Raw genomic sequence first — 26,601 nt, forward strand, 5'->3', positions numbered from 1 at the left:
CGCTACAGCTTTTGGAGTTGTTTTTAGTTAGCTTCTTGATTGAGATTATTTTCGGCATCTTCATAGGCGGCGATGATGTTATGCACTAGGGGATGACGCACGACATCGTTTTTATCAAAGATATTAAAAGAGACACCCCGCACATTTTTGAGGATGTTCATAGCGATAATTAAACCCGATTTTTGATGGCGAGGTAAGTCGATTTGGGTGATGTCGCCTGTAACGACCATACGCGATCTAAAGCCTAAACGGGTTAAGACCATTTTCATCTGGGCGGCTGTAGTGTTTTGGGCTTCATCCACGATGATGAAAGAATTGCTAAGGGTGCGTCCGCGCATATAGGCAAGGGGTGCGACTTCAATAATGCCGCGCTCCATGAGTTGGGGGACTTTTTCTGCACCAATCATTTCATGCATCGCATCGTAAAGGGGACGCAGATAGGGATCAATTTTTTGCTGTAAGTCTCCCGGTAAGAAGCCGAGACTTTCCCCTGCCTCGACGGCTGGACGGGTGAGGATAATGCGTTCAAATTTATTGCTTTGCAAAGCGCTGACAGCAGCCACAGCCGCGAGATAGGTTTTGCCCGTTCCTGCGGGTCCAACCCCAAAAATGAGATCATGGGTTTCCATCGCCTTGACATATTGCTGTTGGCGATAGGTGCGTGGCTGGATAGAGTCGCCCCGTCGATTGCGGGAAATAGTAGCCCGATCGCGCCATTCGCTAGTTCGCTCTTCGGCGATCGCTTGGCGAGCCGCCCGAATATCGACAGAGGCGATCGCTTTTTCATCACTCCATAGAGGCTTGAGAGCCTTGATAATCTGTTCACAAAGACTAATTTGCTCAGGCGTACCATCGATGATCAGATCCTGTCCGCGCAGTACTAATTTGATGCCGAGTTCTTCGGCTAGGAGCTTGAGATTTTCCTCACGATTTCCTGCTAAGGCGATCGCGCTGCTAGGAGTTGGCAAACTGAAAATATATGGTTCGTTGCGGGTAGTACCCATCAAGTTAGTTATCCTTAATTTAGTCTTTATAGCGCTTTGCATCTTCTTAAAACTAAAAAAGCTTGCGAAGCAAGCTTTTTTAATAGGGAATTTTGACTTTGTCATAGGCAAAGTCAAAATTCAAAAGCTTAATTACTTAACTAAGTTTTCTGCGCCACTGATCACACGGGCGGAGATTACTTTGTCGCCTAATCTTAGTTTATCCAAAGTTTCCTTACCTTCGGTGACATAACCGAAAACGGTATAGTTACCATCTAACAGGTTCAAGCCTGCGGGAGTTAGCTCTGACTCAAAGAGGTAGATAAAAAATTGCGATGAACCAGCGTTAGGATCATCATTGGGATGAGCCATCGCGACAGTACCGAAGGCTGCGAAGGGAAGGACGGGTAAGGAACCATATAAACCCATTTCTTCAAAGGTCTTGCCGTAGACGGGGAGTTTTTGATCGGGGAGACGGACTTCGATCGGCACATTGCGAGACTTGCCAGACTTGGGATCGATGTAGCCATCGGCGGCTCCATCAGGATCGCCCGTTTGGAGATAATAATTTTCATCGGCTCGGGTAAAGGTCAAGCCGTCATAAAAGCCTTTTTGAACGAGGTCAACAAATTGTCCTGCATTGACGGGGGCGCTATAGCCATCAACGGTAATGATCGCGCTGCCCTTCTCGGTAGTTAGCTCCACTAGGGCGCGTCCCTTTAACTTGGGTAAGCTGGCATACTTGGCAGGAATTTCAAAGGGAAATTCTTTGATTAAGTCAGATTCTACTAAACCGACATAATCTAAGGCTTTTTCGGAAAGGGATTTGACGCTATTGCGATCTTTGATAGCGATCGCTTCCTGTAATGGAACTAAAGCCGTATTTAAACTGGTTAAATGTTCGGTAATGGCGGACTTGCGATCGCTATTGGCTTCGGCAATTAAATTTGCTTGATTTTGACTAAGGCTTGAGGTAATTTCTTCAACATCTTTTTTAAGATTGCTCCACCGCTTGAGATTAGCTTGACGGGGCATTTGCTCTAGGGTGTGCTGCACATCGCGGAGGGATTCGCTATCAATGGGCAGGGCATTTCGCAAAATGATCCGTGGATCTTTGATCGCGCTTTTAGTTGGTAAGGCTGCAAAAGTTGGTTGCGGCGCGATCGCCAATACCATCATCAAAGATGTCAACAGGACAATAGAGACAAAAATTGTTACAGGTTTAAAACTTAGTTTGAGCCAATTTTTATGGAATAGAAGACCTATTTCCTGCACTTTTTGGCTTGGTAATCGATTATTCAATCGATCTAAATTACGATCTAAATTAAGATTCAACATTGCACCCAAAACTAAACTAGCCAATTAAAATGCTATTGCATTTGGTTGCACAGTTAGGCAAACTTATCTTGATTTCATGCTGTCCCCTCCCAAAACATTCACCATGACGGACGCAAGTATCGACCATAAGACAGATATTTTAATAAAAACCCATGATCCTGACCAGTCCGATCTGTCCGCCTTAAAGGGCGATCGCCTGTTTCGCTCGATTATGGAAAATGTCGCCGACTTGATTGCGGTAGTTGATGCCAATGGCTATCGCATTTATAACAGTCCTTCCTACGAGCGAGTGTTGGGCTATACATCCGCCGAACTCCAAGGCACATGGGCTTACGACAAAATCCATCCCGACGATCGCAAACAGGTTTTAGAAGCTGCCGCCGAGACTTTACAGACGGGAGTGGGCAAGATTTTAGAATATCGGATGCAGCATAAGGACGGAACTTGGCGATTTCTAGAGTCTTCAGGGAGCGTAATTCGCAGTGAGCAGGGCAATGTGCAGAATATCGTGATAGTTGCTCATGACATTAGCGATCGCAAAATCGAGCAGTGGGAACGTCGGCGTGCCGAAAGAGAACTAGAGCGATCGCGCCAAAGCTATAAGGATTTGGTGCGGCGAGAGGAAATGCTAAACCGTCGTCTGGCTAGCCAAATTCGCAATTCCCTCGACTTTAATACGATCATTGCCACGGCGGTCAATGAGGTGCAGGATTTATTGCTGATCGATCTCTGCAATTTCTTTTGGTATGTGCCGAATACAGAGCCGCCCGAATTTCAACTAGTGCATTTTGCGACTAGCCAAAATCCACAGGCTGTAAATGTGCATACCTATCCCCTTTCGCAATTGCCCTCCGTAGGCAAACGCTTACTTACACAGGAAATAGTCCAAATTCAATCGATTTATACTAATTCGACCTTAGATGATACTAGCCGTGATCTTTTGTCGCAACGGGGTTTTACTTCTCAGTTATTTGTACCGATCAAAACCCGATCGCAAAAGTTAGGGGTAATTGTCGCCGCCCATTGCCAAGGTAGTCGTCCTTGGAATGCCGATGAAGTGGAGCTATTGCAATCGGTGGCGAACCAATTGGCGATCGCCATTGACCAAGCTGAGTTATTTGACTCCGCCCAAGCCAATGCCGCCAAAGCTCAAGCCCAAGCCTTAAAACTCGAACAAGCGATCGCCGATCTTCAAAAGACCCAAACTCAACTAATTCAAACCGAAAAAATGTCTAGCTTGGGGCAGTTAGTCGCAGGTGTAGCCCATGAGATTAACAATCCCGTCAACTTTATCTATGGCAACCTCAATCACGCTAGTCGCTCCGTTCAAAGTCTATTAGAGGTGATCGGGCTTTATCGCCAAAATTACCCAGAAACAATTCCTGAGCTTGAGAATTTCTTAGAAGAAGTTGATTTTGAATTTCTGCAACAAGATTTGCCGAAAATGTTGAGTTCCATGAAGATTGGGGCGGAGCGCATCAGACAAATTGTGCTGTCCCTGAGAAATTTTTCGCGTACCGATCAAGAAGGTCGCAAACCTTTCAATATCCATGAAGGTTTGGATAACACCCTATTAATTTTGCAAAATCGCTTTAAAGCCTTTGGCGATCGCCCTGCGATTAATCTCACCAAGAAATATGGCGATATTCCTTTGGTCTATGCCTATGCGGGGCAGCTTAATCAAGTATTTATGAATATCCTCAGCAATGCGATCGATGCGATCGATGAGCAGACCCAGCAATTAGACAACAGTGAGATTTGCATTACTACCGCCTTAAAACCACCCAATACGGATGATGCCGAACCAATTGTATTAATTCGGATTAGCGATAATGGTCATGGAATTCCTGAAGACATTCGCAAAAAACTATTCGATCCATTTTTTACCACCAAACCAGTGGGCAAAGGTACTGGTTTAGGTTTATCCATTAGTTATCAAATTGTCGTCGAAAAGCATCAAGGCAAATTGGAATGTTTATCGACTTTAGGCAAAGGATCGGAGTTTAGAATAGAAATCCCCCTTGGTTCTCCAAAATCATAAATACTACCGTACAAAGCACCGCAGTATTTTAGAAAGAACCTCTAGCAAATAGCCTTGGCGCGGGACTGCGGAATAGATATTTTAAGTCCTTTTGGCGATCGCTAACTGACTCGGGACCATATCCCCAGAGGCTCTTGTAATAAAAGAAAGAAATGCCTAATCCCCGTTCTTGGGCGGTGATTACTTGAGAATAGACCCGAGACATGGGTACATTGCTATTGCGTAGTCCCGACAAAATACCAATACCTGTCGAGATTTTATTTTGGACTTCCACAATTTCCGCGCGACTCACCTGCGAACGAAAATCATCAAGATCATTGCGATATACCTGCACAATCAATTCATCCACAATATTTTGGCGAACCCAGCCTAACCAGTCCTGAAGTTGTTGCTTATAGGCAAATTCATAATAGTTGGGCGATACCGAGAAAATTACATTGGGCTTGCGTTGTTTGACGGCTTTGTTGAGATTTGCCATAAATGCTGTCAACTTATTTGCCCGCCAACGCACCCAAGCAGGGTCATCGACATCGGCAGGCGCATCTTTTTTTGTTTCCTGTTTGTAGAGACTCAGCGTGTAGCGATCGTATCCAAAGGTTTTCGGCAAACTGGTGTGATCGTCAAATTGAATGCCATCAAGATCATAATTAGTCACAGCTTCCAGCACCAGCTCCGTCAGAAATTTCTGAACTTCAGGATGGAAAGGATTTAGCCAAGCTACCTCCCCTGCGGCTGTAATTGAGGTGGTGTCGCCATTGCGTTCTTGGGTGAGCCAATTGGGATGGGTGAGGGCTAACTCTGAGGTGGGGGGAGCCATAAACCCAAACTCAAACCAAGGCATGACCAATAAGTCATGCTGGTGAGCCTGTGCGATGATATCCGCCACAATATCCTGTCCTTCGGAACCACGATAGACAAAGGGCTGAATCCCTTCGCGTTGAGCCACGGAACTGGGATACATCACATAGCCGCCGTTCCAAACTACAGGATAAATAGTATTAAAATTTAGCTGCTTAAGCTGTTGGAGGGCTTCGCTAAGCTGCTTGCGATCGCTAAACATTGTAAAGTCATTACTGGTAAGCCAAACACCTCGAATTTCCTGCTTCTTATTAACAATGGTTGGATTAACAGGCGGAAGGGGTGGGATTAATGGCTGGGGTAAAAGCTGGGCATTTTTTGGCGATGATGATGGGGATTGTTTAGATTGCTGGTTACGTGGAGATTGATTGCGCTGAGAATTACTCTGGGATTGCTTGCGCTGCGATTGGGGAGAGGTTTGGGCGATCGCTTGATCAGCTTGATCATTGAATATAAAACTAGGCAAAAAGCTATGCAGAACTAATGTGAAGGCAAAAGCAATCGCAAATATCAAAGCAAAAAATGCTGACAAAAAACGTTTGCGCGATCGCTGTTTCAAAGTAAATTTCCTCCAATTTTGAGACATGAAACTTAAGAGAATTCGTTTCATGAGTTGCATTAGTTGCATAAATATGAATAATTAAGCTAAGTAAAAATACTGATCGCTATTCTCATTGTAAAGCAGCAAATTCTCAGATTATAGCGCCTACTCTTTTGGTGGGAACTAATTAATTTGAGTATATGTTTGAGTGTGTGATGGAACTTGGTATCACAGCAAGCGTCTTTTTGCCGAAACATCCAAGTAATATTGAGGTTTTGATTTTACCTACGCAAAATTAAAACCTCAATCAGTAATAACAATTCAGAAAAGTGTAGACACACTTTTCTGAATTAAAACCCACACCCAGTAAGGTTTTAAAAACTAAAAATGGCAGCGCCATTTTTAGTTTTGGTATAAGTTCGTTTTATCGCATGAGGAGTGCGCCTTAATGCTCAAGCAAAATCACCGCGCATGGGTAGAAGTCGATCTTTCGGCAATTAAACATAACGTGCAGCAATTGAAATCCCTCTTAACTGCACCAACAGAGTTAATGGCAATCGTGAAAGCTGATGCTTATGGGCATGGAGCGATCGATGTCAGTCAAGTAGCGATCGAGGCGGGGGCTGCTTGGTTAGGAGTAGCGACCATTCCCGAAGGGATTCAGTTACGCCATGCAGGAATTACGGCTCCCATTGTGATTTTAGGCGCAACGAATGGAATTGATGAGATTAAGGCGATTGCCGAATATCGTTTGCAACCCACCATCTGCAACCCTAAGCAAGCGCTGATCTATCATGAAGTGCTTGCTACAATTCAAGAACAGGTTTCTGTCCATCTCAAAATCGATACGGGAATGTCACGCCTAGGCGTGAATTGGCAAGAGGCGATGGCCTTTGTACAGTTAGTGCAGCACTTGCCCAATTTAGAAATTACGAGTATCTATTCCCATTTTGCAACTGCCGATGATCGCGATCGCCGCTTTATGCATTTGCAAGCCCAAAGATTTGAGCAGGTCATCACCGCCCTGAAAGCCGAAGATTTTCATGCGCCCCGCATTCATATTTGCAATACGGCTGCCATGTTGAGCGAGCCGCATCTGCATTACGACATCGTGCGGACAGGGCTAGGACTCTATGGACTTTATCCCGCACCGCATCTACAAAGTTACCTAGATCTGCGCCCCGCCCTCACGGTAAAAGCTCGGATCACTCAAGTCAAAGAAATCAGCGCTGGCACAAGCGTCAGCTATGGACAATCCTTTATTGCCCCGCAGGATATGAAAATGGCTACTGTAGCGATCGGTTATGCTGATGGCATTCCGCGAGGCTTGTCCAATCGGATTCGCGTCTCCGTCAATGGTCAAAAAGTTGCTCAAATTGGCACAATTACGATGGATCAATGTGCGATCGATGTGAGTCATGTCCCCAATATAAATGTGGGCGATGTAGTCACCTTTTTAGGCAGCGATTCCGAAAATACTGCCGATGATTGGGCAAATCTAGTAGGCACAATCTCTTGGGAAATCCTGTGTGGTTTTAAGCATCGCCTACCAAGAATCAATATCACCAAAACAGTTGATTTGACAGATAGAAGACTATTTAGTAGCGATCACATTTAGACTGATTGGAGTATTCAAAATATAGTAATTACTACAATCCTGAAATAGATTAAATTCAGATACTCTGTTGCAGCCTTCAAAACCAATCTCAGCTAAATACATACAAAGGATGTCAAAATCAAATCCAACTTTGTGAACATCATATTGATTAGTCTGTCCACCAAACATAACCCTCATAATATGTATTCGAGTCATTACATCTAGGTCGGGTCGTGAATATAGCCAACTTAAAGTACGCAAGTCAGGAACACTTATCATCAATTGTCCTCCCTTTTTTAGGACTCGATGCCATTCGCCCAAAGTGAATACAACTTCATTGTAGAGGGAATGATGAAAATGTTCTAAAACATGACTAGTGTAAATCGCGTCAATTGACTCATCTTCAAATTGACTTAGATCACCTGCATCCCCGATATAGTCAACTTCTGGACGCTTTTCAATATCAAATATCTTCCAATCTGGATGTGCTTCTTGTCCACCAATATGTAACTTCATTTGATTTTCTTTTCTGCAACTAAGGTGTTCAATAGATTATACATATCACTTGCCAGTTTTTGAGGATTCCATAACGGAGCTAGCGACTCAGTATATTTAGAACTGATCAATTTCTCTTTGATTGAATTTCTTAGTAATGGATCTATGCCATACTTAACTCCCCACTCAATATAATCTTCCCAATTATTTGCAATACCTTCATTAATACCAAGAGATTGTAAAAACGAATATCCCATTCTAGAGAAAGATTGTTCTCCTTTTCTTGTTACCACTGGTAAGTTAAACCATAGAGACTCTAAGTTATGAGTGCCACCATTGTAAGGATAGGCATCTAAGTATATATCTGCTAAGGAATATATAGAACGATGCTCTTCTTCTGTTTCTGCAGGAAATACTGTGCGAATTCTATCAAAATCAACTAGTAACGATTGGCAAATTTCGAGATAAATTGCTCTTATTGATTCAATTTCTCCATCACACCTAATCAATAAAATGCTATCTGGGACTCTCTTAAGAATTTTTATATGAGAATTAGCACTTTCTAGATTAAATTTTCTTGGTGGAGCTGAATATAGATATACAACTTGTTCAGGGGAAATGTTAAGAGAATTTCTATATAAGTCTCGATCTATTTCTACAGCGTCAAATCCAGATACAGCCATATGGGAATCTGGAAGTCTAAGTATTTGTTCGGTATAAAATGTTTCAACGTCCTTTGGATGAGTGTACCAATCTCCCAAGAAATAGTTGTTAGAAGTAATATAAGGAGCATCAAATCCCAGCCAAGTAACACATATCGTACTCTCTGAATGGAAACAGATTGCTTCAATATTAGCAGGTATTGTAATGGAATCAAGATCAATTAGTACATCTAATTTGTCTCGATACATCTGCTCTAGAGTAGAATTCGTATCTAGAACGTTTGAAGAAGAACTAAAATCTGAATTTATCCTGTCATTTTCAAGCTTGTCGATTTCAGAGAAGTAAAATGCCTCTGCACATTCAATAAATTTCTTAGTTCGTTCATCTGGATTGATCTTATCAAGGCTATACAGAAAAATGTGAGGAGTGAGCTTAGATAATTCCTTAATACTGTCTAAACTGCACCATCCAACAGAATGTCTTTTAAAACCTGAAGATACTATTCCAATCCTCAATTGATGGGATTGTAATGATTCGCGAAATCCAGAAATAGTTATATTATTCTGATAATCTATCTCAAAAATATTTTTTCTTGTCTTCCTCCATAGAACATTTGCTGGTTTAATAAATTTCTCAAAATAAAGACTTCCAATAAGCTTGAATAGTTTGCTATTTAATTTCAAATTATCTCTCAAACTAACTATATAAAATGCTGACTGATAATAGATACAAGCAATTTCTGCTTTTGTTAAATTGTCAGAATTGTTATATATGTAGTCTTCTAGCTCAATCACTAACTCTTCGACCAAATAACCTAACCCAGCTTTACAGTACACAGAAATATAGTTAGACAAAGCTCTGACTCGATCATCTTGTGAGTACCTCATAAAGTTCTCTACAAGGTTCTTCTGCAAAGGCAAATCCCTCCCTATCGGAGAGTCAGGTGTGTTTAATATATCAATGAGATAACAATAGGCTTCGCCAAGGCTTGGATCTAACTTAATAGCTGCTTGAAAATAGTATATTGCTTCAGATAATCTGTCTTTAAATTTAGCTAGAGTGCAACCCATATTGCAATATGCTAAAGCCATATCAGGAGACAAGTCTATAGCTTTTTGTAGGTGAGAAATAGCTTCAAGAAACTTTCCTCGAGCAGATAAAGCAACAGCATAACTACAATGAGCAGAAGCTGATTTGGGATTAATACGCAGAGCATTACGATAGCTTTTAGCAGCTTTTTCTATAGAGTTGATCTCTAGATAAGCACTACCCAAAGCAAGATAAGTATCAAGGTCAAAGGGGGAAATTTCAATAACTTTTAAGAAACATTCAATTGCATCTTCCACTTTGTGGCGTTTCATCATAATAACGCCTAAGTTATAAATAGAATTGCTGTGTTCGGGATTAAGAGCTATTGCTTTTTGTAAATTATCTACAGCTCGATCTAGATAGCCCATCTGATTAAGGGCGATCCCCATGTTGTAATAAGCATCAATATAGGCAGGATCGAGATTGATCGCTCTTTGTAAGTGGATAATCGCGGAATTAAGGTCACCAGTTTGAGCAAGAGCAATACCTCGATAATTATTTTCTTCTGCTTCAATGACACTTTCCCATTTCTCAGGTAACATTTCTAATTTTGAGACTTCTCGATTTATATACCTATTCCACATCTCTGAATAGGCGTTTTCTATCTCTCTAGCGAATTGCTTGGAATTCCATAAAGGAGCCGTCCGCTTTGCATTTTTTATCTTTTGTGAGATCTGTTGTCTTAAGTTTTTGTCTTTACCTAATTTCACTCCCCACTCTACATATTCTTCATCTGTCCATGCAATTCCCTCAGAGATTCCTGCATTAGTCATTAGGGCAAATCCATTACGGGCTGTGAACATTTCTCCAGCTTTAGTTACTATGGGAATTTCTAGCCATAAAGCTTCAAGGTTTGTTGTAGCTCCATTATAGAAATAAGTATCCAAAATGACATCCGCTATCATCAAGTTAGCACGATGAACTTCTTCAGTAGGAGTTTTTGATAGCAAACGTATGCGTTCTGGAGATATCCCTTCACTAGTTGCAATTTCCGAAATATAGGGCTTAAAATCTGATTCTTTGGCTTTATTCTTATACAGCAGAAAACTGTTAGGAACTTGAGATAAGATTTGCATCTGCAATCGCAAAAAATCTGGATTTAGCTTATGACATTCTTGAACGCATAAGTATACAATCGCGTCATTAGGAATGCCTAAATCTTCTCTCTTTAGATTAGATACTCCTACTTCAAAGCCTTCTATAGCTATATATGTTCGAGGTAACCTCCAAATCTGAGCATTGTAATAAGATTCAGCTTGTGGAGGAAGAACATATGGATCTGCTATAAAATAATCAATAGCAGGGATGCCTGATTCATCACTACCTAACCAACTAACTTGAATTGGAGCAGGCTTGAGAGCTAAGACTGCTAGAACATTAATGCTGGTAAGCATATCAAGTTCAATGAGAATATCAATGGCATCGTTCTGAATCTGTTCGGCAACTAAACGAACACCTAATACCCTAGATTCATCATCTATTACTAAGCTATGAAAATGAGTGACTGAATTCTTAATTGCATAATGAATATGGTCTTCAGTTGGATTGATGGAATAGACAAAAATATCATATTTCTCAAGATCGTGATTTGTGAGAAGCCACCTACTAAGCCAACCGACAGAATGACGGCGAATACAATCAGATATATAGCCAATTCTTAATTTTCTAGACTTATTGACTAATCTACTTGCTTGAAAAGAAGATGAAAATGTGCCTAATTGCTTGCGTATTTCTCTTTGATAATAAGTTCCTAACTTACCAAAGAAATCATGATTATCCTTAGTATTTTCAATTAGATAATTAGAAAATATTGCATTAGTAGCTAGATAAAAGAGTTCGTTAAGATCGTCTATCGGTTCTTGTCTTTCTAGCATGATATTAGCTAAAGTTTTATATTGAGCATAGGCATTGTATGCATCGTGCCATTTGACTCCAGAGTTTAAATAACTTCTGGTAACTGCATAGTAAGCAGCCATTTTCCCTAAGTCATTATTGCTTTTTTGCGCTAAGGATTTAGCAATTTTCGCAGCTTCTAGATTTAGCTGTATGTTCTGATATGTAGAGCTTAAGGCTTTTAGAAGTAAGATGGAATCTGGAAGAACTCCGAGACAAGCTCTAATATAAACAGATTGAATTTGCAAAGGAATTGGATATGTTGCTTTTAAAATAGAAAAAACTATTTCATTCTTTAAATCTAATTCAACTTTTTCGAGAACTAACTTTATTAAACTAATTTCTAAATCTAATTTAGTTTCTAGAAAATCGAGAAATTCATAAGGGACATGAACATTGAAATCAATAGTACAAATTTTCTGTAACTCCTTAATTTCTTGATCTGTAGCAGAACTATTATCTACCTTCTTTTTCGGCGTATCAGTTATTACTGTTTGAAGCAAGGACTTGAGAGCAAATATTTCTTTGTCACTAAAATTGCCATCATGCTGTTGAAGAATTTCGATTAATTGATAAATATATTCATCAGGGATAATCCCTAAAGTTTGATCTAAGCTAATCTGGATCAATGCACTCAGGTTCCCAATACTATCAGGACAAACTTCATTTAAATGCTGGCGAATTAGTAAGGCTATAGCTAAATCAGATTGAGTAGTGAAACGATTGGCTTCGGAATTTAATATTTTTTCTAGAGTTAAAATCCATGATTCGACGTCTTCAAGGGAGTCTATAACGCTTGACCAAATTATATGTGCTTCAGCTTCTCTTTTCTGCAATAGAAGAGTCAAGCCTAGATAGCCATAATTATCCATCCGATCTGGCTTTTTTGATATTTCCTGCTCATAAAGCTGGATAGCTTGTGAGTAATTTCCTTGAATTAGCTGATGGTATGCTTTCATTTGTATGTTTACAGTTTAAATACTCTATCAAGTACCTTATTAAAAATTAGCAAAACCTTAGAGCAGGTTTTCCATTCATAAATCATAAGGACGTGGCTAAAAGCCAAAAATTAGTAAGGAATAATTAACAACCTTCAGTTATTGACTGTAATTGACTGTAAAAGTATTGTAATCTTTTTAGCCTATACCTTAGATCTTTAAAATATAAAGATATCTTAAAAAACTAGTATCATCAAGAAAATATTATCTTAGTGCCTAAGTATCTGGGCGCAATTAAATATAGCCCAAAAAAGTTAGATAACATCTGACTTTTTTGGGCTATAAACGTTAGAGGTGTTTTTGAGTGTGAAATAGGTAAGATCTAGAAATTAGGCAAGTAGACCTAATCGTGTTTCTATGATTTTAGAAATATCTATTTCATGTCAAAGTCAGCAATGCCACATTAGGAAATGTCGGTGGATCGAAAATGTATTTACTAGATCAATCCAGTAAATACATAATTAATTACCTATTACTTGCCTAGATTTTCCATAAAGGTTGTGTTCGCACACGGAGCAGTAGAATTGACGCTGCCAGATATAGAAGTAGTAGCATTGGCTGCTGTATATCCGTAAACTGGGGTGTTCGTAACGTTTACTGCATCAGCTACTTTTGTCCCACAAAGAATAGCAAATGTAGTTTGTTCACCACCAATGGTTTGTGAAACATAAACAGTGCCTGAAAATCCTTTAATAGCAGGAGCTACAGGAACACCATAAGAATTTATGAATGAGTTAACAGATGTAGGAACTGTAATAGTTGAATTTGCAAAATCAGCTTTAGCAGCAGTACCAACACCAGCACCAGCAGAAGTACCAGATAAAGTTGAAGCAGAATAGTTGTAGTTTGTAGTTTGTGTAGCAAGACCTAGACCGAGGGTTGGGATGAGCCCAGTGAAACCGCGTTGCTCGAGGAAGTAAGCTTGTTGAGCACGGTTTATAGATCCCGTGTAGGTTTTGGCTTCGGATTCGCGGGCTTTATTAGCTTGGTTTAGGAAGGAAGGAAGTGCGATCGCTGCAAGAATACCGATGATGATGATAACTACGAGGAGTTCGATCAAGGTGAAGCCCTTTTCGGAATCCTTTCTGTTGAGGAGGTGTTGAATTAGCTTTGTCTTAAATTCAGATTTCATGATTCTTTTCCCGTGTATGTCAAGAACGTTAGCTGGTTGCTTGTGAAAGTAACTTACCCACAAAAAAACGAGATGCTATCACTTTGCAAAATTTTTTTCGGAAAAGATTTTTGCAAAGTAGCGATCGCCGCCATCTAGCCTTCGCCACTTGCTTTTAAATTGAGAGGGGACTCTTCGCTTTGCCTCTCAATTTTGGAATTTACAGCTGGTTATCGATTGGATACGAGTTTCTAGGTCAAGATTTGCGCGATCGCAAATGATCACAGGCAGATTAAGGCGGCGATCGCTACATAGCCCGACAATTAAAACATTAATATGCTCGATATAGGCGGCATTGAGGGCGGCTTTGCCCTCTTCATAGACCAGTGGGATTCCGGGTTGAATGATTGCTAATTTCTGAAAAAATTGATTTGTACTAGTAAAACAGCGATCAATGTAATTGTTAAGTTGCGTAAAGTTGACCTCGGTTCGTCCCTGAATGTCACCGAGGGTATAGGCAATCATGTCGATGGGAGTGCGATCGCTAACAAACGGGCTAGAGGAATTTTTCCAAACTTGTTCCGCAGCATCAAGAACGTGATTCTGCACAAATAATCTGGTGTCAAAGTCCATTGGTTCCGCAGGATCTAGCCCTAAAGTGGCAAAAACTTGGCTAGTGGTGGTACGCACAAAGGGAATATTGAGACGCTCGGCTAGGGCGATCGCTAGGGTAGTTTTGCCAGTGCGGTGCGCCCCGCAGAGACCTAAATTGCCGTTAAGTCTAAACATCGTCTGGATTGATACCCAAAGCTCGTAAACGCTCTGCAAGACGATTTGCGCGTAGGCTTTCTTGTTCGGCGCGTTGTTGGTGTGATTCGGCGCGTCTCCGCTCTTGGGCGGTGCGTTGCTGCTCTTGCCACACTTGAATTTCTGACTGCTGTAAACGCCGATCTAGCTCTATGGTCGATAAAAACCTCTGTCCATCAGGACGCGAGAGGATTACTTCCTGTCCCCTTGCCCAATCAAATCTGATTCCTAATAGGGGGCTGATCCAATTGAGCATTGAGGGAATTTGTACTAGGCGATCGCCTAATCTCTGCCAGCCTTCTAAAATCAGATCGTCGGGATCGTAAATGTAATATTCTTGAACGCCATAGTCTTGATAAAATTCCAATTTATCTTCAAGGGAATCTTGCCCGCGCCGATCTTTATTGCTGGGCGATAGGATTTCAAAAACGACCTGTGGGGCAATATCATCTTCTAACCATTGCTTATAAGATCCCCTGCGACCTTTGGGACGACCTAAAGCCACCATCACATCAGGGGCAACCCTTTTTTGGGTATGTCGCACGGGATACCATAGCAAGTCACCTGCAATAAACACATTAGGATCATCAGCAAACATGATTTCTAGGTTTTCTTTAATGAATACAATCCAGCGATACTGCTCGGTATTGTCAGCCATAGGGTTACCATCACTATCGGGATAGTCAATTTCTGGAAAAATATTTGGCGTGGCGGTACGCATCCCTTCTGGAATAGCTGTTTCATCGGTTAAAGGTTGCAGAGTCATAGATTTGCCCTCGCCAAAACCTATAGATATTTGCTTAGATATTTGCTCTATTTTACATACAACCACTCTAAATCCCGAATACCCGCTTAGCTCTGGCTAGATAGGCTTGGCGATCTTCTAGTCCATTCAGCCCACCATTAATAATGCGGGTAATTCTGAGAACATCATCTTGATCGGCGTAAGCATTGAGATTGCGAGTATCCCAATACCAGCCCGCACTAAGGCAAGCTAGCTCAAAATCGCCTAACCTTTGAGGATTGTTAATCAGATCTACGCCTAGGGCTTGACCACATTCTGCATAATTAGAGCGTCCTGTAACTTGGATTAAGCCCCGACCTTTAAACCTAACGCCATCACCTGACTTGGTATTACCTAAATCTCTACGCCCTTCATAGGCGGCTCCAGAGGCATATTCCTCATTCGTGTTAAACCCATCACTTTCATGAGCGGTTTGAGACAGGAAATGGGCTTTGCGAAGAGGTGTATTAATTTCATAGCGCTGCATGGACGTATTGAGATGTGGCAATAATTGACTTAGCCGATCGCGATCGGCAATAGGAGCGATCGCAAACAATTGCTCCCTTGTAATCAGATCGGAGGTAGTAGGAGGATATAAGCCTGCATAGGGTTCTTGATTCGCTAACCTTGGAGGCAAATTATTTAAGGCGCGAATTGTTTGATCGACCAAGATATCTTTGGGATTGAAATCATCCTTGAGTTCGGTAATTAACTGGGTCAATCTTTGGGCGACTAGTTTGCGAGATTGATTTAAATTAGGGGCCGGGTAAAGCCCTTCATAGGGTTTCCGCAAAATTGGACGCAGGGGTAAGCTACTCATCACGCGGATCAAATCATCCACTCGCCCATCTGCCGCCGTAGGAGTTGATTCAACCATTGATGTAATCGCCGCAGCGAGGGTTTGGGCGGCTTGCTTGCGCCATGTGGCAAGATCGGCGGCAGGAAATAGCCCCGCATAGGGCGATCGCCCCGTGGGTCTAGCGGGTAATTTGCGGATAAATCGAATTAAGTCATCGATCGCCCCATCATAAATGCTCCCTTCGACATTGGGAATCTTAGGTACGGAAGCCTTCAGGCTGGCGGCTGCCCGATTGCGCCATGTAGTTAAGTCCGCCGCAGGAAAAATGCCAGCATAGGGTTGGCGAATAGCTGGGCGTGCGGGTAAATTATTGAGTGCTCGTACCAAATCATCGACTAATCCATCGCGTTCATTGGGCGCTGTCCCCCCAATTTTGGGAACGAGAAAAGCTAAGGTTGCGGCTGCTTGCGATCGCCAAATCTCAATTTGTTTCATCGTTTTCAAAAATGTAATAACTTAGTGGTGCGCGACAAAGCCGCGCACCACTAATTATTGACTATTTTATGAAGCGCCCAAAGATAAATTTCAGAACAAAGGAATAGCGCGTCAAGATTTTGCTGAGATTGTTGATGATTAATTTACGGAGACTGATAATCGCGACGGGTAAAGATGGCTCGACATAATTTTGAGTGTTTTGAATGATGCGCCCAAATTGAGCATCTATGGGAATTACTGCCAAGGCGATCGCCAGCCAACTCAATAATAAAAATCCAATAATGGCGATCGCTATTATTTGCAAAATAGGATTTTCTAATAAACCCAGCAAATATGTACCTAAGTCTCTCAGTAATGATTGTCTTGAGCGAGGGAGAGATGGCATTTGCCAAGGTAACTTAGTTACTCCCCACCAAAGCAGCAGTAAAGTCACAAAAATGACTAAACTCATAAACCAACAATTGCTAATTAAAAGCTCTGGCAACCTTAAACTTCTGCCGAGATTTTGAATTGGTGTACACCAAGACAATACGGTGATCATGGATATTAAGGCGATCGCGTAAGGGCGTAATTTTTCCTCTACATAATCATTAATTACCGTTAAAAATTGGGAAGAAATTTGCCTAATGACAAAGGTATGGGCTTTTACAATGCGATCGCCAACTGGATGACTTAAGATATCGTGACAAACCTTTTGAGCCACATCACCATCGAGATGCATTAAGGTTCGCAAGATTGGCAATCCTTGAGTATCAATATTTTTTTGCCCATAATTTTGTTCATGATTACTAGACCTCAAGGAGTTGTCTTGGTAATAAGTCCGAAAAACGATCGCCCCCTGACGATAGGAAGACATACCCATACTGGAGCCTAAAACCTTCAGCAATTCCCGACTATTAAAGTATTTATAAACAACCTTTTCATTCCAATTATTTTGGCTCCCTCTAGCCGCTCTGTAGTCTTGCTCAATTTGACTCAACACATCAGGGTTGAGCTGTAACACAATTTCATCATCGTCAATAGATAACCAATCAGGTGTAGCCACCTACGCATCACTCCCCTTATTTTGTAGTGCGAAATGGCATTAGACTCTTAACCAAATTTACACAGGTTTCAATGAGCCCAGACCATTGCTTCTGAGCATTCTCCACCCCTTGACGATGTAAGTCAAAAACAAGTTGAGCCATCTTCGGATCGATTTTACTTTTGCTGGGAATAAAAAGATCATCCAAAAATCTATTAGTCAAATCCCCATCAAGATGAAATTTTGTTTGGGCATAAATCCGCTCCCCATTTAAAACATATTGCTCAAATTCCCAGAGTTTCCGAAAATAGCGAATCATCTGTCCATCAGGAACGATTTCTCCATGTTCATCTTTTTTAATATCTAATTTAAAGATGCGCTTAGCCAATTCTCGATAGCAAGATTGCTCTAACTCAAATTTATCCTTTTTCTGGGGATCGGAAGAGTTTTTGTATTCATTAAAAACTCTTTCTGCTTCTTTATAGGTTTCTAAATCTTGGTTATATTGAGTTAGCTCGGCGCGATATTCTTCGATAAGCAGAGCTTCTTTTGGCAAGAGTGGTGTGGTACTTTGCTGAGGCAGTAATAACCCCTTCTGCTTTAGTTTGGCACTACGTCCGAGGAGGGCTTCCTTAACATCTTGCAGCCCCTCCTCAGTTTTATACATAATATTTTCAACAAGTTCCATGTAGAAATCTTTGATATCAAACTTTTTCATCGGAATTTGACCGACGATCATCGTATTGATTTCAAGGGAAGTAATTTCTTCTAAAACATCCTTCATGGTTTCTCTAAAGCTATTTAGAGAAGCGCTTTGACCCTCACCATCCTTAGGCTTAGGAGATGAATTTTGGTCACTGGATATGGGAGAAGAATTTAATGATTGCTTATTAGAAGCCATTTTGCGCCTAGGGTTTAACTGAATGGTGTCATCTGAGGTTTTACTTTTATGATCGGCAGACTTATCAACTTGCATACAGCTACCTAAGCGCTACTAGGTGCAGAATTTAGATTTCTAAATTTAGATTTCTACATTTAGACGAAGCTTGGTAGGCGATCGCTACTCACACCAATCGCAGAAACCTCTTGATCTTCAGATTCACCTGCGAGCATACCTGTTACTTTTTGCCCAATATCTACCAAAGTCTTTAAATTATTGGCGATCGTTTCCGAACCCTTAGCCACCTGAATTTCGTGAAATTCACGCAATTCGGCATAAGGTGAACCTTGGAGAAAATCTGCTCCTAGCTCGTTTTCGATGTCGCCATCGATCAAATTAATCGTTGTTTTCAAACGATTACCAGCCTTATGGGAGGTGTCTCCCTCATGGGCTACCCACGTTACAATCTCTAACTGCACAAGATCCGAAAATATTTCCACTAAAGCATCGCCAAAATTTTTAGTTTCCTTTAGCTTGGTTTGGAAACGTACCGAAGCTGTCACTGATACAGAAGAACTCGTATACGTCATAAATAGATACCCAATGTAACTTGTAGTTAAGAGTTGTGTTTGAGGATTGGCGACTTTAGCTGCAAAAATCTTCGTTATTTCTAGCAGCCGAACTTTCAGAAACTAACTTGTATAAAATTAATTATAACTAGAGGGGTTTAAGAAATTTATTCAAATTTTGAATAAACAATTTTGAATAATTGCATAATTTTTTATTCAAAATTTAGTGATAGTCCGATAACTCGATTAATTCCATAGGAACAAAACTTTCCTGTGGCAGCAAAATTAATTGAGAATAAATAAGCTTCCCTGACATATCTATACGATTGATGGCTATTCCCATAGGTCGCGGTAGTTGGGCGGCATAGGAATCAGCATAGTATCGATAAATCTGCTTAGCAGCTCTCACAATCATGGGATCGACTTTTTTAGCGACAGACTCTGACTGTCGCTCGGATTCGAGGCGTTGGGCGGCATATGTCACAATGTAGTCCCCTTAAAATTGACTATTATCTTGCCTTACACAAAGTTGCTTCAGGACTTTAGCTGACTTTGTTTTTTTTAGCAAGATTTGAGCATAGGATTATACATTAGTTGATATTTTTTGGGATGCCCTTGGCTAAAAAAACAATTAATAATTTAATTGCCTTCAGAACTAGCCAATTTCATCCGAAACAATTTGCTGTAAAAAATTTGGGGAAAGTCAACGTAACCCTTATCGCGAATACTAGAAACCACATCAATTAAGTAGCCCACAAATTCTGAGTTTTCTAAGGTCATTTCATAACTCATATCCGCGTCTCCATCAAAGGTAAGACGGCATAAAGCTAAATCTGAGGGCAGGTTCGCCACCCGCCATACTGCCATAAAAGACACCGCAGGACTACCTTCAATACGTCGCTCGCCCGCGATTTCTCCTTGCTTATATAAGGAAATGGCATAGGGTAGAGTTTGTCGCTTGTTTGGCTCGCGATAGTAGGGCATGTAGATGGAAACTTCTTGCGGAGGCGCAGCTTTGAGTTCAATCGTCATAGAAATAGAGACTCTATAGGTTGTAGATGCCTGATTTTTTACAAAAAGATTAGCAGGTTTTTGTCTAATTAAAAATTTCCCCCACCTACGGTGAGGGAAATTTTTAATTTTTTTTACTAAGGAGATACGCAATTTAAAAAATTTCCCAGCCGTAGGCTGGGAAATTTTTTAATTAAGGAGATACGCGATCAATTACTTTGATCTTGCCGTCGGGCTGAACTTCCCATACGTCATAGCTACCTTTGACATCGCCATATTCATCCAAATCAACGTTACCGCTTGCGCCTTGATAGTCAATGTCTTTACCTGCTTTGACTAGTTTGATTGCTTCGCAGACATCGCTGACTTCTTGTCCGGGGGCGTTGGCGATTTCACGGATTTTGCTCTTGATGCCTTCGCCAGTGCCATCTTTGGCGGCTTCGGCAGCGATCGCTACAAGGGCGGCGGCATCATAGGAATGGGGAACAAATGCGCCCAACTCTTGACCTGTCTTTTCTTTAAAAGCTTTGGTAAAGGTGTCGAGGGATTTGCCATCGGCTCCGGGGACTGTGCCGATCGCCCCCGCAAGGATGAGTTTGCCTTCAGGAGTATTACCAATTAACTTAGGGAAATCTTCGGTTTTTACACCATCGGTGAGCAGAATCTTGACATCTTTAGTTAAACCTTGCTCAAAGGCTGCCTTGATGACAGCACCACCAGAATCGGGATAGAGAATTGCTGCAACCGCATCGGGTTTGCTACCAAATGCGCCTTTTGCTTCCGCCTCAAAGGTAGTTGCTTTGGGATCGTAGCGGGTGGGTTTGGCTTTGTTTACGATTGTGCCGCCGAGTTTTTCAAAGGCTTCCACAAAGGCTTTTTCAAAACCAACACCATAGTCGTTATTAATTACTAAGGTTGCTACTTTTTTCGCGCCTTTTTTATAGGCAAGGTTAGCTAGAGCTAGGGCTTGATAGGTATCTGGGGGCGCAGTGCGATACCAGTAGCCACTAAATTCACCTTTTTTGGCGCGTTCGGTAAATACAGGGCTGGTGCTACCAGGGGAAATTTGCAAAACTTTGTTAGGTACGGAAATTGCGAGGGCGGCGGTGGATACGCTACTGGCAAAAGAACCAACGACTGCGCCCACATTATCGACCTTGACTAGTTTAGTCATTGCCTCAGCTCCTGCGGGAGGATCGGTGCGATCATCTTCTTTAATGTAGGTGATGGGCTTACCAAGCACACCGCCACAGCTATTAACTGTATCTACTAAAAAATCAATAGATTTGATCATCGGCGAGCCAATGGAGGACAAGTCGCCCGTAATCGGTAGCAATGCACCGAGTCGCAGGCTATCTTTGACACCACCACCTGAACCTGTGGCTGTTGAAGGTGCGGTCGAGGTCTTTGTGGTGCTGGTGGAGTCAGAGCTAGGAGTGGTGGTGCTAGGCTGACAGGCTACTATCCAAATCGTGGTCACTGTGGCTAGCAAAGCTAGACAAAGTGTGGAAAAAAACCTTTTAGTCATGGTTACGATGAACTACGATGATGTTTATCAAATTGCTGTAATTGTATCTTTGACTGTATCTGTAATTGATTAAAATGCCATGTCATCTACCATTGATCCTCGCCGCCAAAGGGAGCTAGTCCGTTTATTAGAGAAAATGGGGCTAGATCAAACCAAGTTAGAACGGGGCAACTCTCAAGGTTTTGATTGGTTATTAATCGATCGCGCTTTAGTGCATCCCAGTTTTTCGACTAGTTATAACAATGATCAATTGGAATTTGTGGGTGATAGCGTTCTCAGGTTGTCGGTCAGTTTATTTTTGCAAGAGCGCTATGGCGATCGCTCGGTGGGAGATTTAGCGGCTTTGCGATCGCATCTAGTCAGTGACAAGACCCTTGCCGAAATCGCGAGTATTTATGAATTACAGAAATATGTAGTGGTGTCGAATGCCGCTAAAAATGACTCGCAGGCTTTGCGATCGCTTCTTGCTGATGCGCTCGAAGCTTTAATGGCAGCTTTATTTATTAATACTCAAGACTTAGCCTTTATTCGCAATTGGCTCGATCCGCATATGCATCGCTTTGCAGAGGCTTTGCTGGCTATTCCTGCCTTGGGTAATTACAAAGTTGCGTTGCAAGAACTCACCCAAGGCAGGTGGAAGCGTTTGCCAGAGTATCGCAACGTGCCAAGCCCAGAGCAAAATAATTCCTCAAATAATCCTCCAAATAATCAAAACAATATTTTCCATGTCGAAGTTTGGTTTGACGATCGCTGCTGGGGAACGGGGCAGGGCAAAAGTATCAAAGCTGCCCAACAGGAAGCCGCCGCGATCGCCTTGCAGCAAATGTCTCAAGACCAATAACCAAAGCCAAAAATGGCGTAGCCATTTTTGGCTTTTAAAATCCTTACGGGGTTTGGTTTTTAATTTACAAAAGTGTTGTCACACTTTCGTAAATTGTTATAAGAAAGGAGGGCAAAGCCATGATTTCTTATTTTTATGTCCTCAGATATTTATTAAGCCTCTCAGGTAAGTGTATAAATACTTAGTGCCAAATCGTAAATTTTTCTACAAATATGGGGCTAGCATCGTAATATTTCTTAGTGTGCTACTTTAATTTGTTTAATCAATCTTTAGGATTGGTGCTTCGTGTGGTAAGAAGGAGTCAAGAGTCATTCTGATACTAATAGCGATCCTAGCCATCATTAACACTGTGGCAGCAGTGTGGCTACTACTTTATGGGCTAAATGCTTATTGGCTCACTGCTGTCCATAAGCTGAGACGTTCTCTAAGGAAACAAATTGTTTTTCCTAAGCTCAATCCTGCCAGAGAATATCAAACAGCCCAAGTTACAGCGTCGCCATCATCAAGTTCAGGTGCGATCGCTGTCAATAATTTCGACAATTTTGACCAGTTTCGCCTCGACAAAAGCTTTAACAATAACTTCAATAGTTATGTTTTGGCAGTCGATCCGCCTGAGCATTTCACCGTGACCGATAACTTGCCTGTGGTCACCGTACAGCTACCGATTTTTAATGAGCGCTATGTATCGCGCCGATTAGTAGATGCTGTCTGCAATCTGGACTATCCTCGCGATCGGATGCAAATTCAAGTACTGGATGACTCCACTGACGACACGCAAGATATTCTGAGTGAAACTGTTCGCGAATATCAAAGCAAGGGCTTTTGGATTGAATATATCCATCGAGTAAATCGCACTGGTTTCAAGGCGGGAGCTTTGCAAGATGCGATGCCCTTGGTCAAGGCAAATTACATTGCTATCTTTGATGCTGATTTTATTCCTTCGGCAAATTGGCTCAAGGATACGATCCGTCATTATGTGGAATCGCCTGAAGCTAAGGTTGCGGTAGTGCAGACCCGTTGGGGGCATATCAATTCGGAATATTCGTTATTGACGAAGTTGCAATCGACGGGTATTGACGGACATTTTGCGATCGAGCAAGAGGCAAGATGCAATAATGGCTATTTTCTAAATTTCAACGGTACGGCGGGGATTTGGAATCGCCAAGCCATCCTTGATGCGGGTGGTTGGCACGCTGATACACTAGCGGAAGATATGGACTTGAGCTATCGCGCTCAGCTTAAGGGTTGGCAAGTGGTCTATGACAATAATATTGTCGCTCCTGCGGAGTTGCCTGTTGCCATGCTGGCGTTTAAGTTGCAGCAGTTCCGTTGGGCAAAAGGCAGCATCCAATGTGCGAAAAAGTTAATTGGCACAATCTGGCAAGCTGAGGATATAGGTCTTGGGGTGAAATTTCAAGCCACCATGCATTTAACGGGCTATTCGGCGCATCCTTTGATGCTGATGTTGATTTTGATCTCCATTCCTTTGATGCTCGTGACCCCTGACGATGCGATCGCCTTGCGGATCTCCCTTGAAAGTGTGTGGTCAGTGTTTATGCTACCTGCAACTTTTGGCCCCCCATTTTTATATTTCCATGCTCAGCGTGATCTATATCCCAAGTCTTGGTATCGCCGCCTTGGGCGCATTTTCCTATTAGCTATTCTCGGTACAGGCATTTCTTGGAGTAATAGCCGTGCGGTGTTTGCTGGTTTGTCGAATACTGGGGCAAATTTCCGCCGCACGCCCAAATTTGACATTAAGTACAAGAGTGATCGCTGGGACAATAAGGCTTATAAAATCCCTCTAGATGCCACTGCTTGGATTGAGATGGGGCTATGTGTTTACAGTGCGATCGCCTGTGTGATTGCGCTTAATAAGGGGCTATATATGACTCTGCCATTTATGGTCTTATATGCCTTGAGCTATGGCTATGTGGGTGGTCTGACCCTCTGGCAAAGCTGGCAACAATCCCGCAACTAAAATATAGCTGTCGCCATTGTTGTTAGGGCATAAAAACCAGATAGTGTAAGGCGGCGCTTCGCGCCGCCTTACACTTATTTCCTAATACAGGGACTATAGCTATAACAGAATAAAAGAGGGCGCTTAGCGCCCTCTTTTATTTTTGGTGGTGCCTTAGCACCCTCTTCTTTTTATAATGAGGATTATGTGGTCAATTGTTATTCCGACTTATAATCGCTTGCCCATCTTGCAAAAATGTTTGCAAGCTATGGAAGCTCAAGATTTTACCCAACCCTACGAGATAGTCGTGGTGGATGATGGCTCCACCGACGGCACGGTAGAATTTTTGCAAAGCCATGCCGATCATTTTCCCCATGTGCGGCTATTTCAGCAAAACCATGAGGGAGCCGCGATCGCCCGCAATACAGGTATTGATGTGGCAAATGGCGAAACGATTGTATTTATTGATAGCGATCTAGTGGTTACGCCTGTATTTTTGTCCGCCCATGCCAAGGCTTTAGAGAATAGCGATCGCGCCTTTACCTATGGCTTAGTGATTAATACCAGCAATTTTGAAGATCCCACTTCCGCACAGGTCAAGATCCAAGATATTTCTACAGCATTCTTTGCAACGGGAAATGTGGCGATCGCTAAGCATTGGTTGATTGAGGCGGGAAAATTTGATCCTAGCTTCCGTCAATATGGCTGGGAAGATCTCGAACTAGGCGTAAGGCTAAAGAATTTAGGCTTAAAGCTGATCAAATGTCCTGAAGCCGTGGGCTACCATTGGCATCCCGCTTTTACGATTGAGCAATTACCGCGACTGGTGGATGTGGAAGAGCAACGCGGACGCATGGGGGTTGTGTTTTATCAAAAACATCCCACATGGGAAGTAAGAATGATGATTCAGATGACTTGGTTCCATGTGGTTCTTTGGGGCGTATTGTCGGTAGGTGGTTTATTAAATGAGCGATCGCTACGTCCATTACTCACATGGCTTATCAATCACGGCAAGCCCCAACTCGCCCTTGAAATTGCTAGAATCTTCTTAAATTGGTACAACGTTAAAGGCGTATACGCCGCTTATCGTGAGGCAGCTTTAACTAAATCAAACACTCTTCTTTAAAAATTGCACATTTTACTTAAAAAATACTGAATTTATATCAACCGTTTGATTTTATTACAAATATATATGTCAGAGTTAGTGGCTTTTGTCTAAAATCAACACAGTATTACCAAATTAGGAACAGGAGTTTTTACTATTTCTAAGCGATCGTTGAAAGCGTCACCAGAAGGAATCAGACAAGCCAAGAAGCAGTTTGATTACAAGGGTTGGACTCAAGAATATTTAGCCATTGAAGTGGGTGTCAAAACGCGCCAACCAATCTGGCGATTTTTTGCTGGCAAACCAATTGAGCGATATACATTTTTTGAAATCTGTGCAAGTCTCGATTTGGATTGGCAAGAAATTGTTGAGAAGCCTTCCTTAAAAAGGGATGATCCTGCTAAGAATAAGCTAGAAACCATTTCTCATAACTCAGAGATTGCTAGCGTCTCTACTGTCTCGAGCGTTCCCGCGGAAGTTGATAAAAGACATTATGGACTTAATGAAAGTAGCCATTATTATTGCGCTCAACGATCTGCTGAAGTCTTAGAGCGGGATATCAAAGAACTGAGATTGATTACTTGCAATTTAGATAATGGTTGTTCTCTTGCCGCCATTCACAATGGTCAAATAATCGATACGGCTACTGGATTTACACCTTTAGAAGGTTTGATGATTGATTACAGTTCTGGCTCCATTGATTCTAAAGTCTTAAATGAAATGATGCGAAAGGACAACCAACCAGATTCTGGGGCATCAATTGATACAAGCTCCAGTTTAGTTGGTACTTCTGAGGTTTCCTCAGAGCCGAGATCCGTCGGCTCAGCAATTGATACCGATAACCTGAGAGCAAAGCAAGCCTTGGATATCTATCTTCACCGCTTGCGATCTTGCCTAGGTTCGATGCTGATGGTTTTAGGCGGTATGGATGCGATCGTGTTTACGTCAGAATCAAGTGATAATTCAGAGATCATCCGTGAGCTTGTATGTCAATCCTTGGAATTTCTGGGATTAAAGCTTGATTTAAAACAAAATCAAAATGATCCTGTAGATTCAGATATTGCCACAACTGAGTCAAAAGTGCGCGTGTTGGTGATTCAGCAAGAAGCTTGAGTGATCGCTGCGCCCCAAAATAACTAAGCGATCGCGGAAATCTCTAACCAGTCCTAAAAATCGCTAGAATTTTCTTAA

Annotated in this window: 21 protein-coding genes; 6 read left to right on the forward strand and 15 right to left on the reverse strand. The window is 41.9% G+C overall.

Annotation, left to right across the window (positions count from 1 at the left end):
• Nucleotides 1–23: 23 nt before the first annotated feature.
• Together H6F42_RS10740 and H6F42_RS10745 are read right to left on the reverse strand one after the other, a co-directional pair.
• A complete protein-coding gene (locus H6F42_RS10740) occupies nucleotides 24–1,004 on the reverse strand; it encodes a PhoH family protein (protein WP_190399497.1) in 981 nt (326 codons plus the stop codon).
• Between the two features lie 132 nt (nucleotides 1,005–1,136).
• Complete coding sequence (locus tag H6F42_RS10745) at nucleotides 1,137–2,321, reverse strand: peptidylprolyl isomerase (protein ID WP_190399353.1); 1,185 nt, start codon at nucleotides 2,319–2,321, stop codon at nucleotides 1,137–1,139.
• Between the two features lie 76 nt (nucleotides 2,322–2,397).
• Between H6F42_RS10745 and H6F42_RS10750 the strand changes: the two genes are divergently transcribed.
• The gene (locus tag H6F42_RS10750) at nucleotides 2,398–4,362 is read left to right on the forward strand and encodes an ATP-binding protein (RefSeq protein ID WP_190399354.1); all 1,965 of its coding nucleotides are present in this window, start codon (nucleotides 2,398–2,400) and stop codon (nucleotides 4,360–4,362) included.
• A 28-nt stretch (nucleotides 4,363–4,390) separates the two neighbouring features.
• On the opposite strand, the gene H6F42_RS10755 is transcribed toward H6F42_RS10750, so the two are convergent.
• Nucleotides 4,391–5,806 (reverse strand): glycoside hydrolase family 10 protein, encoded by a 1,416-nt coding sequence (locus H6F42_RS10755; RefSeq protein ID WP_242018402.1) that lies wholly within the window; start codon nucleotides 5,804–5,806, stop codon nucleotides 4,391–4,393.
• A gap of 403 nt (nucleotides 5,807–6,209) precedes the next feature.
• Here H6F42_RS10755 and alr point away from each other — a divergent pair, with 403 nt between their 5' ends.
• Nucleotides 6,210–7,379, forward strand: a complete 1,170-nt coding sequence (gene alr, locus H6F42_RS10760; RefSeq protein WP_190399356.1) for an alanine racemase — start codon at nucleotides 6,210–6,212, stop codon at nucleotides 7,377–7,379.
• On the opposite strand, the gene H6F42_RS10765 is transcribed toward alr, so the two are convergent.
• The 12 genes from H6F42_RS10765 to H6F42_RS10820 all read right to left on the reverse strand — a co-directional run bounded on the left by H6F42_RS10765 (nucleotide 7,356) and on the right by H6F42_RS10820 (nucleotide 21,504).
• A complete protein-coding gene (locus H6F42_RS10765) occupies nucleotides 7,356–7,874 on the reverse strand; it encodes a methyltransferase domain-containing protein (RefSeq protein WP_190399357.1) in 519 nt (172 codons plus the stop codon). The genes alr and H6F42_RS10765 overlap by 24 nt on opposite strands.
• Nucleotides 7,871–12,457: a tetratricopeptide repeat protein gene (locus tag H6F42_RS10770; RefSeq protein ID WP_190399358.1), complete on the reverse strand. Its 4,587-nt coding sequence runs from the start codon at nucleotides 12,455–12,457 to the stop codon at nucleotides 7,871–7,873. The genes H6F42_RS10765 and H6F42_RS10770 overlap by 4 nt, the downstream gene beginning before the upstream one ends.
• A gap of 511 nt (nucleotides 12,458–12,968) precedes the next feature.
• A complete protein-coding gene (locus H6F42_RS21895; protein WP_190399359.1) occupies nucleotides 12,969–13,628 on the reverse strand; it encodes a type IV pilin-like G/H family protein in 660 nt (219 codons plus the stop codon).
• A 186-nt stretch (nucleotides 13,629–13,814) separates the two neighbouring features.
• Nucleotides 13,815–14,396 carry an AAA family ATPase gene (locus H6F42_RS10780; RefSeq protein WP_190399360.1) on the reverse strand — a complete coding sequence of 194 codons (582 nt, stop codon included), beginning with the start codon at nucleotides 14,394–14,396 and terminating at the stop codon, nucleotides 13,815–13,817.
• Nucleotides 14,389–15,135 (reverse strand): Uma2 family endonuclease, encoded by a 747-nt coding sequence (locus tag H6F42_RS10785; RefSeq protein WP_190399498.1) that lies wholly within the window; start codon nucleotides 15,133–15,135, stop codon nucleotides 14,389–14,391. Before H6F42_RS10785 ends, H6F42_RS10780 begins: the two co-directional genes overlap by 8 nt.
• A 112-nt stretch (nucleotides 15,136–15,247) precedes the next feature.
• Nucleotides 15,248–16,492 (reverse strand): glycoside hydrolase family 19 protein, encoded by a 1,245-nt coding sequence (locus H6F42_RS21640; protein WP_199288983.1) that lies wholly within the window; start codon nucleotides 16,490–16,492, stop codon nucleotides 15,248–15,250.
• Nucleotides 16,493–16,553: 61 nt separating this feature from the next.
• Nucleotides 16,554–17,537, reverse strand: a complete 984-nt coding sequence (locus H6F42_RS10795; protein WP_190399361.1) for a hypothetical protein — start codon at nucleotides 17,535–17,537, stop codon at nucleotides 16,554–16,556.
• Nucleotides 17,538–17,553: 16 nt separating this feature from the next.
• Nucleotides 17,554–18,492, reverse strand: coding sequence for a hypothetical protein (locus H6F42_RS10800; protein WP_190399362.1), 939 nt, complete (start codon nucleotides 18,490–18,492; stop codon nucleotides 17,554–17,556).
• A gap of 59 nt (nucleotides 18,493–18,551) precedes the next feature.
• On the reverse strand, nucleotides 18,552–18,986 hold the full coding sequence (locus H6F42_RS10805; protein ID WP_190399363.1) for a hypothetical protein: 435 nt from the start codon (nucleotides 18,984–18,986) through the stop codon (nucleotides 18,552–18,554).
• Between the two features lie 202 nt (nucleotides 18,987–19,188).
• Nucleotides 19,189–19,449 (reverse strand): hypothetical protein, encoded by a 261-nt coding sequence (locus H6F42_RS10810; RefSeq protein ID WP_190399364.1) that lies wholly within the window; start codon nucleotides 19,447–19,449, stop codon nucleotides 19,189–19,191.
• Between the two features lie 155 nt (nucleotides 19,450–19,604).
• Entirely contained in the window at nucleotides 19,605–19,997 is a 393-nt protein-coding gene (gene ebsA / locus H6F42_RS10815) for a type IV pilus biogenesis protein EbsA (protein ID WP_190399365.1), read from the reverse strand.
• 172 nt (nucleotides 19,998–20,169) lie between these two features.
• Nucleotides 20,170–21,504, reverse strand: coding sequence for an ABC transporter substrate-binding protein (locus H6F42_RS10820; protein ID WP_190399366.1), 1,335 nt, complete (start codon nucleotides 21,502–21,504; stop codon nucleotides 20,170–20,172).
• A 79-nt stretch (nucleotides 21,505–21,583) separates the two neighbouring features.
• Here H6F42_RS10820 and H6F42_RS10825 point away from each other — a divergent pair, with 79 nt between their 5' ends.
• The 4 genes from H6F42_RS10825 (at nucleotide 21,584) to H6F42_RS10840 (ending at nucleotide 26,523) form a co-directional block, all read left to right on the forward strand.
• Complete coding sequence (locus H6F42_RS10825; RefSeq protein ID WP_190399367.1) at nucleotides 21,584–22,345, forward strand: ribonuclease III domain-containing protein; 762 nt, start codon at nucleotides 21,584–21,586, stop codon at nucleotides 22,343–22,345.
• A gap of 349 nt (nucleotides 22,346–22,694) precedes the next feature.
• Nucleotides 22,695–24,326 carry a glycosyltransferase gene (locus tag H6F42_RS10830; RefSeq protein WP_347272302.1) on the forward strand — a complete coding sequence of 544 codons (1,632 nt, stop codon included), beginning with the start codon at nucleotides 22,695–22,697 and terminating at the stop codon, nucleotides 24,324–24,326.
• 175 nt (nucleotides 24,327–24,501) lie between these two features.
• Complete coding sequence (locus H6F42_RS10835) at nucleotides 24,502–25,431, forward strand: glycosyltransferase (RefSeq protein WP_190399368.1); 930 nt, start codon at nucleotides 24,502–24,504, stop codon at nucleotides 25,429–25,431.
• A 150-nt stretch (nucleotides 25,432–25,581) separates the two neighbouring features.
• On the forward strand, nucleotides 25,582–26,523 hold the full coding sequence (locus H6F42_RS10840; protein WP_190399369.1) for a hypothetical protein: 942 nt from the start codon (nucleotides 25,582–25,584) through the stop codon (nucleotides 26,521–26,523).
• The last annotated feature ends 78 nt before the right edge of the window (nucleotides 26,524–26,601 follow it).

The sequence above is a fragment of the Pseudanabaena sp. FACHB-1998 genome, assembly GCF_014696355.1.
In the GTDB taxonomy this organism is placed as follows: domain Bacteria; phylum Cyanobacteriota; class Cyanobacteriia; order Pseudanabaenales; family Pseudanabaenaceae; genus Pseudanabaena.